Below are 16,097 nucleotides of genomic sequence, written 5' to 3'. Positions count from 1 at the left end.
GATTCACAAAGCCTTTACTAATAAATTAAGCGCGCTCTTTATTGTAGCGTTCAATGCCTTCCAGAATTTCTGTATGCGCATCTGCAACACCACCCCAGCCTTTTACCTTAACCCATTTACCAGGCTCGAGATCTTTATAGTGCTCGAAGAAGTGTTGGATTTGATTGAGGCGTAATGGATTAATATCTGCTGGCTTTTGCCAATGGGTATAGATCGGCAAAATTTTGTCTTCTGGAACGGCCAATAATTTGGCATCTTGTCCGCCTTCATCTTCCATCTGCAAAACACCAATGGCGCGGCAACTTACAACGACACCTGGAATAAGTGGGAATGGCGTAATGACCAGTACGTCAACAGGGTCACCGTCACCAGCGATAGTTTTATTGATATAGCCATAGTTGCATGGATAGTGCATCGCAGTGCCCATAAATCGGTCTACGAAAATCGCACCACTTTCCTTGTCAACTTCATACTTGATTGGATCCGCATTCATCGGGATCTCAATAATGACGTTAAAGCTTTCAGGAATCTTTTTTCCCGGCTTGACGTTGTCCAAACTCATAAAAACTCCAATTGGTGATTAGTAAATACCCTGATATTAGCAAATAGGCTCAGGGGTGATTCTGATACATACTGATACAGCTTTAGAGCTCTAGTTTAAAGCTTTAAAAAACTAGGCTGATATAGGCGCTAGATATATAAAACAATAGGATCAACTTTAGGGAGTTCAAGCATGAGTAATATCACTTTAGGCTTGTATTTTGCCTTGGCATGCGGTGTTCTGGCCGTGATTTACGGTTTTGTGATGCGCAGCTGGATTTTGAAGCAAAGTACGGGCAACGCCAAAATGCAGGAGATTGCTGAAGCGATTCAGCAGGGCGCTGCCGCTTATTTATCACGCCAATATAAAACGATTGGGGTCGTTGGGGTGGTTCTCACCATCCTCATGGCGCTCTTCTTGGACTTTGCAACTGCGATCGGCTTTGTGGTTGGTGCAGTGCTCTCTGGAGCATGCGGCTTTATTGGCATGAATATTTCAGTTCGCGCAAACGTGCGCACAGCACAAGCGGCTACCGTAGGCATGAACGAAGCACTCAACGTAGCATTTAAAGGTGGCGCTATTACCGGCATGCTGGTGGTTGGTCTTGGCCTCTTGGGGGTTGGCTTATTCTTTATGTTCCTCGTATCGATAGGCGCAGGACAGGATCTCTCTTCTGTATTACATCCACTGATTGGATTGGCATTTGGTTCATCATTAATTTCTATCTTCGCGCGTCTTGGTGGCGGTATCTTCACCAAGGGTGCAGACGTTGGTGCTGACTTGGTGGGCAAGGTAGAAGCCGGCATTCCGGAAGATGACCCACGTAATCCAGCGGTGATTGCCGATAACGTCGGTGACAACGTTGGCGACTGCGCAGGGATGGCAGCAGACCTCTTTGAAACTTATGCAGTAACACTGATCGCAACGATGGTACTCGGCTCTTTGATGGTGACTGGTGCGCCAGTAGCGGCCGTTATTTACCCATTGGTATTGGGTGGCGTCTCCATCATCGCCTCTATCATCGGCTGCTCTTTTGTAAAAGCAACGCCTGGCATGAGAAACGTGATGCCAGCTTTGTATAAGGGCCTCATCATTGCAGGTGGCTTGTCATTAGTAGCGTTCTACTTTGTGACGAACTTCATCATGCCCGATGATGCTTTGGGTATTCCTGGTAGCCAGTGGCGTTTATTTGGTGCCACAGTAGTAGGTCTCCTACTTACTGCAGGCTTGGTGTGGATTACTGAGTACTACACCGGCACTCAATTTAAGCCAGTGCAGCATATTGCTGAGGCTTCTACTAAAGGTCACGGTACTAACATCATTGCGGGCTTAGGCATTTCTATGAAGTCCACTGCATACCCAGTACTCTTTGTATGCGCAGCAATTTTTGCGGCTTACTGGTTGGCTGGTTTGTACGGTATTGCAATCGCAGCGACCGCCATGTTGTCTATGGCAGGAATAGTCGTTGCTCTAGATGCATATGGCCCGATTACTGATAATGCAGGTGGTATTGCTGAGATGGCCGGTTTGCCACAAACAGTTCGCGATATTACCGATCCATTGGATGCTGTTGGTAACACTACTAAAGCTGTGACCAAAGGATATGCGATTGGTTCGGCTGGCTTAGCTTCACTGGTATTGTTCGCTGACTACACCCATGCGCTAGAGGGTATTGGCCAACAAGTTTCCTTTGACTTGTCTAACCATATGGTGATCATTGGCCTCTTTATTGGCGGCATGATTCCTTACTTGTTTGGTGCGATGGCGATGGAAGCAGTAGGTCGTTGCGCTGGTGCAGTTGTGGAAGAAGTGCGTCGCCAGTTCCGTGACATCCCCGGAATTATGGAGGGCACTGCTAAGCCTGAGTACGGCAAGGCAGTCGATATGCTCACCACTGCAGCTATTAAGGAAATGATTGTTCCTTCTCTATTACCAGTGGTTGCGCCGATCGTAGTGGGTCTCTTGTTAGGGCCTGCTGCATTAGGCGGCTTACTCATGGGTACGATTGTGACCGGCTTATTTGTGGCGATCTCAATGTGTACTGGTGGTGGTGCTTGGGATAACGCCAAGAAATACATCGAAGAAGGTAACTTCGGCGGTAAAGGTTCTGAAGCGCATAAAGCAGCAGTGACTGGTGATACTGTAGGCGATCCCTACAAAGACACTGCTGGTCCTGCAGTGAACCCACTCATCAAGATCATTAACATCGTGGCATTGCTGATCGTGCCATTGTTGCCGGTGATAAGTCGCTAAGAAACAGCATCAAAGCAGCAAACTAAAACGCCTAGCAATGCTAGGCGTTTTTTATTACTCAACAAGAATCAACAAATAGAAAACTTAATCCAAAGTTTCCAAATAACGCTGCGCATCTAATGCAGCCATACATCCTGTACCTGCACTAGTGATAGCTTGACGATAGATATGGTCTTGCACGTCGCCTGCAGCAAACACGCCAGGGATATTGGTGGCAGTAGCATTGCCCTCTAAGCCCGAGTGCGTTTTGATATAGCCATTATTCATGTCTAGCTGATTAATAAAGAGTTCCGTATTAGGTTTGTGGCCAATCGCAATGAAGGCGCCAGTGATAGCGATATCTTCTGTGCTGCCATCTTGTTTCTTGATGCGCACACCAGTCACACCTTTTTCATCGCCCAGAACTTCATCCAGTGTTGCATTGAGCTTGAGCTCTACTTTGCCTTCGGCAACTTTGGCCATGAGGCGATCATTTAGGATTGGCTCTGCACGGAATTTGTCACGACGATGAATGACAGTAACTTTCTTTGCAATACCGGTCAGGTAGAGCGCCTCTTCAACTGCGGTGTTGCCACCCCCCACTACGCAGACATCTTGATTGCGATAAAAGAAACCATCGCAAGTTGCGCAACCAGAAACACCGCGACCCATAAATGCCTCTTCACTTGGCAGGCCAATGTATTGGGCAGAAGCACCAGTGGAAATAATGAGGGCATCACAGGTATAAGTTCCAGAGTCGCCAACTAAGCGAATAGGCTTTTCTGTGAGTGCTGCTGTATGAATGTGGTCAAAAATGATCTCGGTATTAAAGCGTTCAGCATGCTTCAAAAAGCGGTCCATCAGCTCTGGTCCTTGAACCCCATCGGCATCAGCCGGCCAGTTTTCGACATCAGTAGTGGTCATTAATTGACCCCCTTGAGCCAGGCCAGTAATGAGGGTAGGCTTTAAATTGGCTCGGGCCGCATAGACTGCAGCGGTATAGCCAGCAGGGCCGGATCCGAGGATCAGAACTTTGGAGTGTTTTGGGGTATTTGTAGTCATACCCAAATTATAGGTTTGCTTGTTTACAATCGGTGGAACATGGCAAGAACTGTATATCCAAAGTCCAAGGCTCCAATGAGTCCTCAGCCCCCAGAGATGGATGGGCAGGGCAGGATGCCCCGCCTTCTCCTAGAGGCACGCTGGTTTATCTCCCTAGGCCTATGCCTGGGTTTATTGGCCATTTTGCTCACTTATTCCAAGGCTGATCCAGCCTGGTCCCACGCCAGTTTTGAGGCTCCTAGAAACCTCGGTGGTCGTTTTGGGGCTTATTTATCTGATCTGATGCTCTATATTTTTGGCATTTCTGCCTTTTGGTGGATTGTCCTCTTTGGCCGCCGCGTCCTTCATGGCTGGCGTGAGCTCTGGAGCATTCCACTTCCGCCCGATCCTGATGCCAAACCAGAATCCCTGCTGGTGCGCTGGTTGGGCTTTGGGCTGACCTTAGCCTGCAGCATGGGCCTTGAGTCGATTCGTATGCATTCCTTGTCCTGGCAGCTCCCAAGACCGCCTGGAGGCATCTTGGGTGAGTTGATTGGCGATCCCCTGCAGATGTCGCTCGGTTTTACTGGAGCAACGCTAGTTCTCCTTTTTGGCTTGTCTGCTGGCTTATCCCTGTTTTTACATTTCTCCTGGTTAGATATTGCTGAAAAAGTAGGGCGCTTCCTGGAAGTGACCTTTCTGCGCATTCGGGAGCGTCGCGATAGCGAAGAAGATCGCAAGCTAGGCGAAGCTGCTGCCGAAGAGCGTGAAGAGTTTGTTGAGGAGTTTCGTGGCCGCGTAGAAGTTGCAGCTCCCGTACAAATAGTGCGTGCACCGATAGAGATTCCAAAGAGTGCGCGTGTAGAGCGTGAAAAACAACAGCCATTGTTTGTAGATATCCCCGATTCTGAATTGCCACCGCTGGCATTACTAGATCCCGTACCGGAAGTAAAAGAAACAATTTCTGCGGATGTATTGGAATTTACTTCCCGCTTGATTGAGCGCAAGTTAGCTGAATTTAATGTCCAGGTAACCGTCATTGCTGCCTACCCTGGTCCAGTGGTGACTCGTTATGAGATTGATCCAGCAATTGGCGTGAAGGGTAGTCAGATTGTCAATCTCTCACGAGATCTTGCACGCTCACTGGGTGTTGTGAGTATGCGTGTCGTCGAAACTATTCCAGGCAAAACTTGTATGGCTTTGGAATTACCAAACCCAACACGCCAATCCGTCTATCTCTCTGAGATTTTGACCTCACAGGTTTATAACGATAATCATTCATTACTCACTCTTGCTCTAGGTAAGGATATTTCTGGTAGCCCAATGGTGGCCGACCTTGCGAAGATGCCTCACTGCTTAGTTGCAGGTACTACCGGCGCTGGTAAGTCAGTTGGTATTAATGCCATGATTTTGTCACTCCTCTTTAAAGCTAAGCCCGATGAGGTGCGTCTGATCATGATCGATCCAAAGATGCTCGAGATGGCAATCTACGACAAGATTCCCCATTTACTTTGCCCAGTAGTAACGGATATGAATCAGGCCTATAACGCGCTCAATTGGGCAGTCAATGAGATGGAGCGCCGCTACAAACTGATGAGTAAGTTTGGTGTGCGTAACCTTGCTGGCTTTAATAAAAAGATTTTGGAAGCTGAAGAGAAGGGCGAGAAACTCACCAACCCATTTAGCTTGACCCCGGATGATCCTGAGCCGATCTATAAAGCGCCAGTAATTGTCATCGTAATTGATGAGTTAGCTGACTTGATGATGGTCTCCGGCAAGAAGATTGAAGAGCTCATTGCCCGCATTGCGCAAAAAGCCCGTGCTGCAGGTATTCATTTGGTGTTGGCAACACAACGCCCCAGTGTGGATGTGATTACCGGATTGATTAAAGCGAACGTACCGACTCGTATTTCTTTCCAGGTCAGCAGCAAGATTGATAGCCGTACGATTTTGGATCAGCAGGGGGCAGAAGCCCTGCTTGGTATGGGCGACATGCTCTATATGGCACCAGGGACTGGATTGCCAGTGCGTGTACATGGCGCATTTGTATCAGATGATGAAGTGCATCGTGTGGTGGAGTGGCTTAAAGAGAAGGGCGAAGCCAATTACATTGATGGCGTACTTGAAGGTGCTGACGAATCTAATGTCGATGCCCTAACAGGTGAGGGTGGTGGTGAAGCAGATCCACTGTATGACCAAGCTGTAGCCATTGTTTTAGAGAACAAGCGCCCGTCCATCTCTTTGGTGCAGCGTCACTTACGGATTGGTTACAACCGTGCAGCACGCCTCTTAGAGGATATGGAAAAAGCAGGACTCGTATCGAAGATGGGTAATGGTGGTAATCGCGAGATCTTGCGCCGCCCTTCAGAATAAGGCAGTCATTTTGCAAAGACTCTTATCTGCAGTAATCTTTGGAACTGCCATGCTGTTTTCAGGCACAGCCCTCTCCCAAAGCGAGAGCGGCGCTGATCAATTACGTCAGTTTGTACGTAACTCCAAAACAGCCGAAGGTGATTTTGTACAACAACAGTTGCGCACACCCAAAGCAAATGAGCCGCAAGATAAAGGTTTGAAGTTGGTGCGCCAGACGCAAGGTCGCTTTGTATTTCAGCGTCCGGGACGATTTATCTGGGATACCCAAAAGCCATATGAGCAAAAACTGATTGCAGATGGAAAATATCTGACTTTGTGGGATAAGGATTTAAATCAAGCCACCATTCGTCCTGCAGGGCAAGCACTGGCAGCAACGCCTGCAGCGATTCTATTTGGTGAATCCTCTTTGGATCAGCATTTTGATTTAGTGGAGGGCGAGGAGCGTTCCGGCATGAAGTGGGTTGGGCTTTCTCCCAAGAAAGATCCCAATGCCAAAAGCGGCAACGATCTTCCTTATACAAAGATCTCAGTAGGCATGGCCAATGGCTTACCCAAAGCGCTAGAATTAATTGATGGTCTGGGAAGCGTGGTGCTGGTGACCCTAGATAAAATCCAGCTGAACGTGAATTTACCAGCAAATCGCTTCACTTTTACACCACCGGCCGGCGCTGAGGTCTTACGCTTAAACTAGAGCCACAATATTAATTAAGCATTAAACAAACCAAACAGAGCAACATATGATTGATCCCCAATTACTCCGTAAAGATATCGTCGCTATTGCAGCGCGCTTAGCTACTCGTAAATTTGAATTGGATGTTGAGAGGTTCAATACTCTTGAGTCTGAGCGTAAATCTTTACAAACCCGCACCGAAGAGCTGCAAGCCAAACGCAATCAGTTGGCAAAAGCCATTGGCATGAAAAAAGGTAAGGGCGAGGATGCATCTGCAGAGATGGCAGAGGCAAGTCAGATCAACGTCGATATGGAATCTGGTTCAGCACGTTTATCTATCCTCCAAACCGAGATATCTGATTTCTTAATGGGTATTCCCAACCTTCCAGATGAGTCTGTGCCAGCCGGCAAAGATGAGACTGAAAATAAAGAGATCAAGCGCTGGGGAACTGAGCCCATATTTGATTTTGAGACTAAAGATCACGTAGACCTTGGCGGTCCATTAGGCTTGGATTTTGAAGTTGCAGCCAAGATCAGTGGCTCACGCTTTGTCGTACTCAAAGGACCAATTGCTAGACTACATCGCGCCTTAGCGCAATTCATGATTGATACGCACGCAACGCATCATGGTTACCAAGAGGTCTACGCACCTTATATGGTGAATGCAGCCTCTATGCGCGGTACTGGCCAATTGCCGAAGTTTGAAGAAGATCTCTTTAAGGTTCCGCGCCAGATGGGTGGCGAAGACGAGGGTGGAGAATCAAAAACAGAAAACTTCTATCTCATACCAACCGCAGAAGTGCCCGTAACTAATTTGGTAAGGGATGAAATCGTCAACGCAGACAATCTGCCAATGAAGTATGTGGCGCATACACCATGCTTCCGCTCCGAAGCAGGTAGCTATGGTCGTGATGTGCGGGGAATGATTCGTCAACATCAGTTCGACAAAGTCGAGTTGGTACAAATCACCAAACCAGAGCATTCAATGCAAGCGCTTGAAGAATTGACCGGCCATGCCGAACGTATTCTGGAGCTACTCGAGTTGCCGTACAGAAAAGTATTGCTGTGTACCGGTGATATGGGATTTGGTAGTACCAAGACTTATGACTTAGAAGTATGGGTGCCATCGCAAAAGGCTTATCGCGAGATTAGTTCATGCTCGAGCATGGGCGACTTCCAAGCAAGACGGATGCAAGCGAGATTTAAAGCTGGCCAAGGTAAACCAGAATTGGTACACACCTTAAATGGTTCGGGCCTTGCTGTAGGTAGAGCATTGGTTGCTCTACTAGAGAACAAACAACAAGTCGATGGCAGCATTGCTATTCCGAAAGCACTGCAACCTTATTTGGGTAGTTTGGAAGTACTTAAGTCGATTTAATGGCCGGTTCGTAGCGGGGTTCAGATCTGACTTCATTCATAACTGAGGTGCCCATCTTCATTGAGGCTCTATGCCTTCTAAGTTCTTGAGCAAACTTTTTTCTATCAAATGGAGGCTTAGTTAATTTATTCTGCTTTAGGTTTTCGCTCATAGTGTGATTATTGGATTTTCACTGCCTAAATTCAAGAGATTTAAGCCCCTTGTGGTTGCGCGGATATTCTTAGCATGCCCGCTATAATTGCTCTTCGGTTCGGAGAGGTGGCAGAGTGGTCGAATGTACCTGACTCGAAATCAGGCGTACTGTCAAAGGTACCGAGGGTTCGAATCCCTCCCTCTCCGCCAAAACTAGTCAATAGTTTTTATTAAGAGTTTATTGGCTGCTGCAGCGTAATCATTCATTGTCTTCACAAGCTTAGCGGTCGGACGAACATACTTGATCCGTTTATCAGGCTCATCTAAATAATGCTCAATCCAGCCATCATTGACAAACCTGAGATAGTGTCCACGCACAGCTGTATAGGAGTGAGGGACTGAAGCAAACAGCTCTTTGATTGAGATGTTATTTTTGGCGTAGTTATTAATAGCTAGAACAAGAATTAAATCGTAGGCAATCAAAGAATTTTCTATTGGGAGGTGGTCTTTGGTCCAAGCACGTAAGGCAAAAATGCTGCCGATCATTAACTCATGGTTTTTACTAAACATCAATTCAATGTATCAGCTATGCAGCTCAATAGATAGCTAAACAGACATCTTAAAAAGATATATTTATACTATTTGGGATCATCAGAATTACTTCTAGAATAGAATCAATTCTCAATTATCCATGCTCATAATGAAAACTTCTGCTTACTTACCCCTCATTCTTGTTTTTGCTTTGTTTGCCTGCGGAACTCCAGACAGTGAGTTTGGGGTATACAAACAATCGGATGGTGCGATTGGGGTCCATGCCCCAAAAGGCGCTAAAGAGAATGAGGCTCAAGGAATGGCTCTTGCGGAATGCAAGAAGCTGGGAAAGCAGAATGCTGTAGCTGCTGAAAGTAGGAAAACGGTCAATGACCGTTTTCCAATGACTTATATCTACTTATGCCGATAAGTGACGATGAAGCCCTACTAAGGCTCTAGCTTAGCAACCATTTCTTAATCGACTTATTGACACACATGGCATCTAAAGCAAGCCCGAAGAATTCGGAACCATTGGTGACCATGCTCTCGATGGCTTCTACTTTTCCGGATTTAATGCCGCGTAAGTACGTTGCCGCACGATAGCGTAAGAAGTGCTCTGTTTGGCCTTCTTCATTTTCAGTAGTGCACAACTCAAGGCTGCCATAGCGTGTTTCTGGGTTGATGTTCAGAATCGCTAAACCTAGCGCACCAATTAATTTATCTGGAACCGGAATGGGTACATAGGAGTAGAGCGAGATCAGCATTTCTTGCTCGTCTACTTCAATAATATGGTCAATATCGAGAACATCTTGCTCAGTTAATTCTGTTTCACCAGAATCGCCACCACCAAAAGTAGATTCAAACTGCAACATTGCAGTATTGCTGCCTTTAGAAATCTCAATCATGTCAGGGTAGCCAAGCAAACCTTTCCACCAGTACATCAATGTGAAGGTGCAGGGCTTTACTTCTACAAGACCTTTACTGGTAGATTTGGCGAAGTAAAGACCATAAAACTCATCGTCTTTCTCAAGACCATATTGATCTACTTTAGAAGATTTAGCTGCTACTTTCTTGACCGCTTTTTTAGCCACCTTCTTTGCTGCTGGTTTTTTGATAGCTGGTTTCTTGGCGGCCATCTTTTTCACTACCTTTTTAGCGGTTTTCTTGGTTGCCGGCTTCTTAGTCGCCACCTTCTTAACAACCTTCTTTGCAGGGGCTTTTTTTACCGCCTTAGTAGCTACCTTCTTTTTTGCTGGAGATTTCTTTGTAGCCATGGTTTATTACCCTTCGTTTGCTGTTAATGAGCTGCAGTACTGATAGATATTACTGCAAGTTCTTGATACTTTTAATACGGGCTTTATAAGGCTTGTTCTGCTGATGGCCGGGAAAGACTTACGATCCCGATGGGCTCGATATAGAATGAATCCGTAATGACTAAAACTCTCAAAATCACTCTGATCACCTTTGCGGCTATCTTAACCCTGGGAGGTCTGGGGGCTTGGTATGCCGCATCATCTATCAACCCAACGCAATTAACTCAATTACTTAGTTCCGCAGTGAAAGATGCCACGGGACGGGATCTCAAAATTGCAGGGCCAGTAAGTCTCAAGATTTTTCCTTCAATTGGCGTCAAGGCTGAACAAGTTACCCTAAGTAACGCTTCATGGGCAAGTCAATCCCAAATGCTGGCTTTAAAGCAGATTGAGCTCGATGTGAAGTTATTTCCTCTGTTTTTAGGACGCGTAGAAATTAGCAGCATCAATCTTGTTGGACTTGATGCGTATTTGCAGACCAATCAAGTAGGGCAAAGCAATTGGAATTTATCGTCGCCAGTCACTGCTAGTAATTCAAAAAGTAGTTCTAGTACTTCTAGCAATCCTCCCCAAGCATCTTCTAGTGACAACATTTTGATGACAATCGAAGCCATTCGCGTTTCTGATGCACGCATTAGCTATCAGAATGGAGATAATCCAATCAAGCTGTTGGAGATACCAAAGCTTTCTCTCATGGCTGAGGGCAGCAAAACGGCTATCTTGCTGGATCTTCAATATGCCAATTACAAATTAGGCCTCAAAGGTAATATGGGCTCGGTGCGCCAGACTATCGTCGATTGGGACCAGGCTCCCTTGAAGACAAGTCTGGATTTGACGCTGACTCTCAATGGAAAGTCCTTAGATATCACAGGCAAGATTGATAAAGAGCCCAAGGTATCGCCACAATTCGATATCAAGCTGGAGTCTAAATCGTTTGACTTGGCTCCACTAGTCGCTGCTTCCATCGCATCTTCTGTCGGAAAATCAACAGGACTAGTAAAGCCTATCAGTACTCAGAGTAAATATTTCTTTAGTGATGATGCGTTGCCATTTAATTTACTGCCAAACGCTAATGGAAGCATTGCACTCAATATGAATGAACTCAAGCTACCAAATTTGACGGCCCTGAAGGACATGAGCGGCACCATTGCATTCAAAGGTGACAAGATTGATATTAACAATCTGAAATTTGAGTTAGGTAAAGGGCAGGCCCAGGCACAAATTTCGCTCTCACAGATCAGCAGCGCTGCGCCTGCAGTCTCTATGAAGGCACTTGCTAAAGGATTTACTTTGGAGCAAGTAGTCGTTAGCAGTGACTCCAGTGCCAAGGTGAGCGGGGGAGATGTTCAAGTTGCCTTAAATCTATCTGGCAGAGGAAAAAGTTTGCATCAGATAGTTGGGGGTGCAAATGGTTCTGCGCAAATGACGGTGGGCAATGCCCGCATTGACTCAAGGCTGCTAAATGCTGCTGGTGACCTAGCTATCACAATCATGGATACATTAAATCCAATGCGCAAGCAAAGCAATCAGACTGTGTTGGAGTGCGCCGTTGCTTATTTGCCAGTCATCAATGGCATGGTGAATGTGAAAGATTCAGTTGGGGTAGTGACTGATAAATTAAACATTGTGTTGTCGGGTGCGGTGAATTTGAATAGTGAAGCAATCAATCTCAAGATTGATCCCCATCAAAAATCTGGTCTGACTACAGGGGTTGACTTAGGTAGCTTGGTGCAACTTGAGGGTACTTTGCAAAATCCCAAGGCTGGTATTAATAAAGAAGGGGTTGTTAATAGCGCGGTATCTATCGGCTTAGGCTTTTTAACCGGCGGGATGAGTATTGCTGCAGAGAATGTAAGGTCCATGAGCACCAAGAGGCAGCCCTGCAAAACGGCGCTGCACTCTTGGGCAGATATCTATCCAGGATCTAATTAATTGAGTTTTTAGAAGACTAGGCCACTGATAAAGAGGCTGAATAAAGAAATAAAGATGCTCGCAAAGAGCGCGGTCCAGAAGCTAGAAATCGTAAAGCCACTAACGACTGACGATACTAGCATCAAGACTAAAGCATTGATAACCAATAAAAATAAGCCCATCGTAATTACCGTTAAAGGTAAGGTAAACAAAATGAGTAATGGTTTAACGATGGCATTGGCGAATCCTAAGAGCAGTGCTGCAATGATGAGTGACCCTCCATCAGCAAAACGCAAACCACTAAATATATAGCTAGCTACCCATAGGGATAGGGAAGTGAGTCCCCATTGAATTACAAATAGCGTTAAGTTGCCCATGATTTTCTGCCTTTTCTTCTGATGAGAAGTTGTTAGAGGATGGTTCTTACAGGATGATCTTATCAGTCATCTAATAGTGCGGGGGGATTTCATCTTTGAGGCTGCCACCACCACCGCCAGAGCTGCTGGCCTGTTCTTTAATGGCTTTTAGCTCGCGATACAGAAATTCAATTTGTTGCTGTTGCTTATAGACAGTCTCATTGAGTTTTTCAATCAAGTCTTCAGTAAAGCTCAATTTGATTTCTAGATTAGTAATGCGCTCATCACTCATATAACTTACCTTTTATTCTGAGACAAGCTCAAAACGCCCATCTTCCATTTCTGCTTTTGGCCTAATCCAAAAATCATGCGATTGCATTGATTCATAAACGTAGGCTGGCTCAAGAGAGGCTTCAACATTTGCTAATAAGACGACTTTATAAAATCCACCCGTCTTTAGATGTTTTAGTTTGCTGCCGGGCTTAAAGAGTCCCGCATCAGGGGCAGCCATTTTGGGCTTAGTCATGTCAACAATGTACTTTCTCAGTATGATCTTGTGATGGCAAATCCCATCCCATACTCCATTCTAGATATATCTCCCATTCCTCAGGGTTTTACTGCAGCTGATGCCTTGCGTAATTCTTTGGATCTTGCTCAGCATGCTGAAAAATGGGGCTATACCCGCTATTGGGTGGCTGAACATCACAATATGACAGGGAATGCGAGTTCTGCAACAGCAGTATTGATAGGATATTTGGCAGCAGGAACAACGCATATTCGAGTAGGGTCTGGCGGGGTGATGCTGCCTAACCATGCCCCTTTAGTGATCGCAGAGCAGTTTGGCACTTTAGAGTCTCTGTATCCTGGACGAATTGACTTAGGTCTAGGCAGGGCGCCTGGTGCTGACCAAATGACAGCAAGAGCCTTGCGTCGAGATCTGCTTGGTAGTGATGATCGGTTTCCACAAGATGTGCGCGAATTGCAGCATTATTTTGGCCCGATTCAGGAAGGTCAGACTGTCAGGGCAATTCCTGGCGCTAACACTGAGGTACCAATTTGGATTCTAGGCTCTAGTCTTTATGGCGCTCAGCTAGCTGCGCATTTTGGCTTACCTTATACATTTGCCTCACACTTTGCACCCGATCAATTATTGGAGGCAATGAGGATTTATCGTGAGCTCTTTAAGCCCTCAGATAAATTAGATAAACCGTATTGTGCTTTTGTGATGAATGTTGTGGCTGCTGATACAGATGAAGAGGCTGCTTATCTATTTACAACCCTGCAGCAAAATGTGGTTCGCATGCGGCGTAATACCCGTGGTCAATTACCACCACCAATAACGAATCTCGATGAATTTTGTGAGCCCCACGAGCAGGCAGCAGCAGCGCATACCTTGCAAGTCTCTGTGGTGGGCTCACTAGAAACCGTTAAAAAAGGAATGCTTTATTGGCTAGAAGCTACTGGAGCAGATGAAATCATCATCACCGGACAAATCTTTGATCATCAAGCCCGCTTGAGTTCGTTTGAAATTGCAGCACAGGCTGCTCAGTCGCTAGAAGTCTAAAGACTGATAGTCAGCAGAAATCAAAATATTCTCTTTTGCAGCCCGAGCGGCAAACTTTAATATTTCATTGTCTTTACTAATCAGAGTGCAGGGCTTTGCGGTAAAGGCTAGGTCTAGAAAGATCTGATCATCAGGGTCCTGGCAGAGCCAGGGGGAGCTCAATAGACTTTGATCATCTAAGACTCTTGATAGAGATTTCCATTGATCTAAGATTTTCTCTTGTTCTACTGTCTCTAAAGAAAACAGGGGTCTAGAGATCACATCTGCAAACTCTTCCAGAGTTTTTAGGCTGGTAAGCGCATCAATTTTTTGCTCAATCAGGGCTTGTTTTAAATGTAGTGCTCTAAAGTCATTAAAGACAAATAGATCTAGCAGAACATTGGTATCAAAGACGACGGATTTCATCTACAAAAATGTTTACTCTTGATTACTGCGCCAAATTTCAGGTGTGATCGTTACTTGCCCCTGATCTGAGGAGACATAAGCTTCGCCATCCTGAATGTTTACATGAATGACCATGCTGCGCTCAACCAATTTATTGAGTTCATTTGCTTGCGTCGCTGGGATAGAAATAACTTGAAGATTGCGAGCGCGTGTGAGTTTATTGGCAATGCCATCCCACCAAATTTTGCTAGTGTGTCCGCCATAGCAGTACACAATCACTTGATCTGATCTACCGCAAGCTTTCAGAATGCGACGTTCATCAGGCTGACCAATCTCAATCCACAGCTTAATAGCATCAGTGAGATCTTTGATCCAAAGATCAGGTTCGTCGGTATCGCTTAAGCCTTTGGTGAATGCCAAATCCTCATTTGCTTGCAAAGCAAAGGCGATGATTCTGACCATCATTCGCTCTTCGGTTTCAGAGGGGTGCTTGGCAATGGTGAGGGAGTGACTGCCGTAATGGTGCCGGTCAGAGTCTGCGACGTGAAGGTCGACTTTGTGGATAGTTGCGCGAAGAGCCATGCCGCATTATCGCCCTTAAAGTGGCCTATTCATATCCCTAGTATCATTTTGGGAATTAAACTTTTCAAACAGGATATCTATGAATACTTGGCCTACTCGAAAAATCTACTATTTCTTGCGTTTAGTCGTCGGATTTCTTTTTATTGGCTTTGCAAATATACTCTTAGCAGCGGAAGTTTGGCCTAGTAAGCCAATCAAGATCGTCGTGCCATTTTCTCCAGGTAGCGTTCAAGATGCTTTAGCGAGATCCTTCTCAAATGAATTGGGCCAAGCACTTGGTCAATCTGTCTTAGTTGAAAATAAGGCGGGAGCTGGCGGTACTGTTGGTACCGGCATTGTTTCAAAATCTGCCCCTGATGGATATACCTTAGTGATGGCTGCAGCGAGTCACAATATCAATGGCACTTTATTTCCTAAGCTCAGTTTTGATCCGATCAAAGATTTCACGGCAGCAGCCTACATTGGCACTAGTAGTTATATCTTGATGACGAATACTGAGTTTCCAGCAAAGACTGTTGCCGAGTTTATTGCTTTGACGAAAGCTAAGCCTGGTCAATTCAATTACGCCAGCGCTGGCAATGGCAGTGCCTCTCATTTAGCGATGGCCTATTTCGATAGTATGGCCGGCATTGATTTAGTGCATATCCCTACCAAAGGAACGGGAGACGCCATTACCGAATTACTGGCTAATCGGGCTCAGGCAGTCATTGCTGCAAATGTGGCTGCACTACCATTTGTGTCCGATAGCCGGATTCGTTTCTTGGGCGTATCTTCTGAGAAGCCTTCACCATTTGTACCGGGTATTCCACCCATTGGTAATGCTGTCAAGGGTTATGCATTTGATAGTTGGTTTGGCTTGTTGGCGCCAGCCGGGACTCCAAAAGAAGTGATCAATAAAATTTCTACTGAGATGGCTAAACTACTAAAGCAGCCAGACATCATTGAGCGCATGCGTCGCCAGGGAATAGAAATTGGGAGTCTGACGCCTTCTGAATTCAATCAACTACTTGTCAAAGATTTCGATCGCATGGCAAATGTTGTGAGAAGCTCAGGAGCAAAAGCAGATTAAATCTTAATACTGTGTATTGT

Annotated in this window: 17 protein-coding genes and 1 tRNA gene; 9 read left to right on the top strand and 9 right to left on the bottom strand. The window is 45.8% G+C overall.

Going from position 1 to position 16,097, the window contains the following annotated elements; genetic code table 11:
• Positions 1 to 25 precede the first annotated feature (25 nt).
• Entirely contained in the window at positions 26 to 562 is a 537-nt protein-coding gene (gene ppa, locus ICN31_RS05805) for an inorganic diphosphatase (protein WP_216259468.1), read from the bottom strand.
• A 171-nt stretch (positions 563 to 733) separates the two neighbouring features.
• Between ppa and ICN31_RS05800 the strand changes: the two genes are divergently transcribed.
• On the top strand, positions 734 to 2,794 hold the full coding sequence (locus ICN31_RS05800; protein ID WP_216259466.1) for a sodium-translocating pyrophosphatase: 2,061 nt from the start codon (positions 734 to 736) through the stop codon (positions 2,792 to 2,794).
• 84 nt (positions 2,795 to 2,878) lie between these two features.
• Here ICN31_RS05800 and trxB read toward each other — a convergent pair whose 3' ends face one another.
• Positions 2,879 to 3,835 (bottom strand): thioredoxin-disulfide reductase, encoded by a 957-nt coding sequence (gene trxB, locus ICN31_RS05795; RefSeq protein WP_216259464.1) that lies wholly within the window; start codon positions 3,833 to 3,835, stop codon positions 2,879 to 2,881.
• Between the two features lie 75 nt (positions 3,836 to 3,910).
• Here trxB and ICN31_RS05790 point away from each other — a divergent pair, with 75 nt between their 5' ends.
• The 4 genes from ICN31_RS05790 to ICN31_RS05775 all read left to right on the top strand — a co-directional run bounded on the left by ICN31_RS05790 (position 3,911) and on the right by ICN31_RS05775 (position 8,577).
• On the top strand, positions 3,911 to 6,187 hold the full coding sequence (locus tag ICN31_RS05790; RefSeq protein ID WP_370624326.1) for a DNA translocase FtsK: 2,277 nt from the start codon (positions 3,911 to 3,913) through the stop codon (positions 6,185 to 6,187).
• On the top strand, positions 6,147 to 6,878 hold the full coding sequence (locus tag ICN31_RS05785) for an outer membrane lipoprotein carrier protein LolA (RefSeq protein ID WP_240553660.1): 732 nt from the start codon (positions 6,147 to 6,149) through the stop codon (positions 6,876 to 6,878). Before ICN31_RS05790 ends, ICN31_RS05785 begins: the two co-directional genes overlap by 41 nt.
• 46 nt (positions 6,879 to 6,924) lie before the next feature.
• Positions 6,925 to 8,235 (top strand): serine--tRNA ligase, encoded by a 1,311-nt coding sequence (gene serS, locus ICN31_RS05780; RefSeq protein WP_088524729.1) that lies wholly within the window; start codon positions 6,925 to 6,927, stop codon positions 8,233 to 8,235.
• Positions 8,236 to 8,487: 252 nt separating this feature from the next.
• A tRNA-Ser gene (locus ICN31_RS05775) sits at positions 8,488 to 8,577 on the top strand.
• Between the two features lie 3 nt (positions 8,578 to 8,580).
• Here the strand turns inward: ICN31_RS05775 and ICN31_RS05770 are convergent.
• Positions 8,581 to 8,937, bottom strand: a complete 357-nt coding sequence (locus tag ICN31_RS05770; protein ID WP_216259460.1) for a hypothetical protein — start codon at positions 8,935 to 8,937, stop codon at positions 8,581 to 8,583.
• Between the two features lie 130 nt (positions 8,938 to 9,067).
• On the opposite strand from ICN31_RS05770, the gene ICN31_RS05765 reads away from it, so the two are divergent.
• Positions 9,068 to 9,328 (top strand): hypothetical protein, encoded by a 261-nt coding sequence (locus tag ICN31_RS05765; protein ID WP_088524727.1) that lies wholly within the window; start codon positions 9,068 to 9,070, stop codon positions 9,326 to 9,328.
• A gap of 25 nt (positions 9,329 to 9,353) precedes the next feature.
• On the opposite strand, the gene ICN31_RS05760 is transcribed toward ICN31_RS05765, so the two are convergent.
• Positions 9,354 to 10,172, bottom strand: coding sequence for a hypothetical protein (locus ICN31_RS05760; RefSeq protein ID WP_216259458.1), 819 nt, complete (start codon positions 10,170 to 10,172; stop codon positions 9,354 to 9,356).
• 156 nt (positions 10,173 to 10,328) lie between these two features.
• Here ICN31_RS05760 and ICN31_RS05755 point away from each other — a divergent pair, with 156 nt between their 5' ends.
• A complete protein-coding gene (locus tag ICN31_RS05755; RefSeq protein WP_216259456.1) occupies positions 10,329 to 12,143 on the top strand; it encodes an AsmA family protein in 1,815 nt (604 codons plus the stop codon).
• An 8-nt stretch (positions 12,144 to 12,151) separates the two neighbouring features.
• On the opposite strand, the gene ICN31_RS05750 is transcribed toward ICN31_RS05755, so the two are convergent.
• The 3 genes from ICN31_RS05750 to ICN31_RS05740 form a co-directional block, all read right to left on the bottom strand.
• Positions 12,152 to 12,502, bottom strand: coding sequence for a phage holin family protein (locus ICN31_RS05750; protein WP_240553690.1), 351 nt, complete (start codon positions 12,500 to 12,502; stop codon positions 12,152 to 12,154).
• 67 nt (positions 12,503 to 12,569) lie between these two features.
• The gene (locus tag ICN31_RS05745) at positions 12,570 to 12,770 is read right to left on the bottom strand and encodes a SlyX family protein (protein WP_088524723.1); all 201 of its coding nucleotides are present in this window, start codon (positions 12,768 to 12,770) and stop codon (positions 12,570 to 12,572) included.
• 12 nt (positions 12,771 to 12,782) lie between these two features.
• Positions 12,783 to 13,004, bottom strand: a complete 222-nt coding sequence (locus tag ICN31_RS05740; protein WP_088524722.1) for a hypothetical protein — start codon at positions 13,002 to 13,004, stop codon at positions 12,783 to 12,785.
• Between the two features lie 33 nt (positions 13,005 to 13,037).
• Between ICN31_RS05740 and ICN31_RS05735 the strand changes: the two genes are divergently transcribed.
• Entirely contained in the window at positions 13,038 to 14,042 is a 1,005-nt protein-coding gene (locus ICN31_RS05735) for an LLM class flavin-dependent oxidoreductase (protein ID WP_216259454.1), read from the top strand.
• Here the strand turns inward: ICN31_RS05735 and ICN31_RS05730 are convergent.
• Together ICN31_RS05730 and ICN31_RS05725 are read right to left on the bottom strand one after the other, a co-directional pair.
• On the bottom strand, positions 14,031 to 14,447 hold the full coding sequence (locus tag ICN31_RS05730) for a putative toxin-antitoxin system toxin component, PIN family (RefSeq protein ID WP_216259452.1): 417 nt from the start codon (positions 14,445 to 14,447) through the stop codon (positions 14,031 to 14,033). The genes ICN31_RS05735 and ICN31_RS05730 overlap by 12 nt on opposite strands.
• A gap of 12 nt (positions 14,448 to 14,459) precedes the next feature.
• Positions 14,460 to 15,008 (bottom strand): YaeQ family protein, encoded by a 549-nt coding sequence (locus ICN31_RS05725; protein ID WP_216259450.1) that lies wholly within the window; start codon positions 15,006 to 15,008, stop codon positions 14,460 to 14,462.
• 79 nt (positions 15,009 to 15,087) lie between these two features.
• Here ICN31_RS05725 and ICN31_RS05720 point away from each other — a divergent pair, with 79 nt between their 5' ends.
• Positions 15,088 to 16,077 carry a tripartite tricarboxylate transporter substrate binding protein gene (locus ICN31_RS05720; protein WP_216259448.1) on the top strand — a complete coding sequence of 330 codons (990 nt, stop codon included), beginning with the start codon at positions 15,088 to 15,090 and terminating at the stop codon, positions 16,075 to 16,077.
• The last annotated feature ends 20 nt before the right edge of the window (positions 16,078 to 16,097 follow it).

The sequence above is a fragment of the Polynucleobacter sp. UB-Piko-W3 genome (assembly GCF_018881635.1).
In the GTDB taxonomy this organism is placed as follows: domain Bacteria; phylum Pseudomonadota; class Gammaproteobacteria; order Burkholderiales; family Burkholderiaceae; genus Polynucleobacter.
The sequence above is the reverse complement of the archived record's forward strand: the minus strand, read 5'-3'. Positions and strand labels throughout refer to the sequence as shown.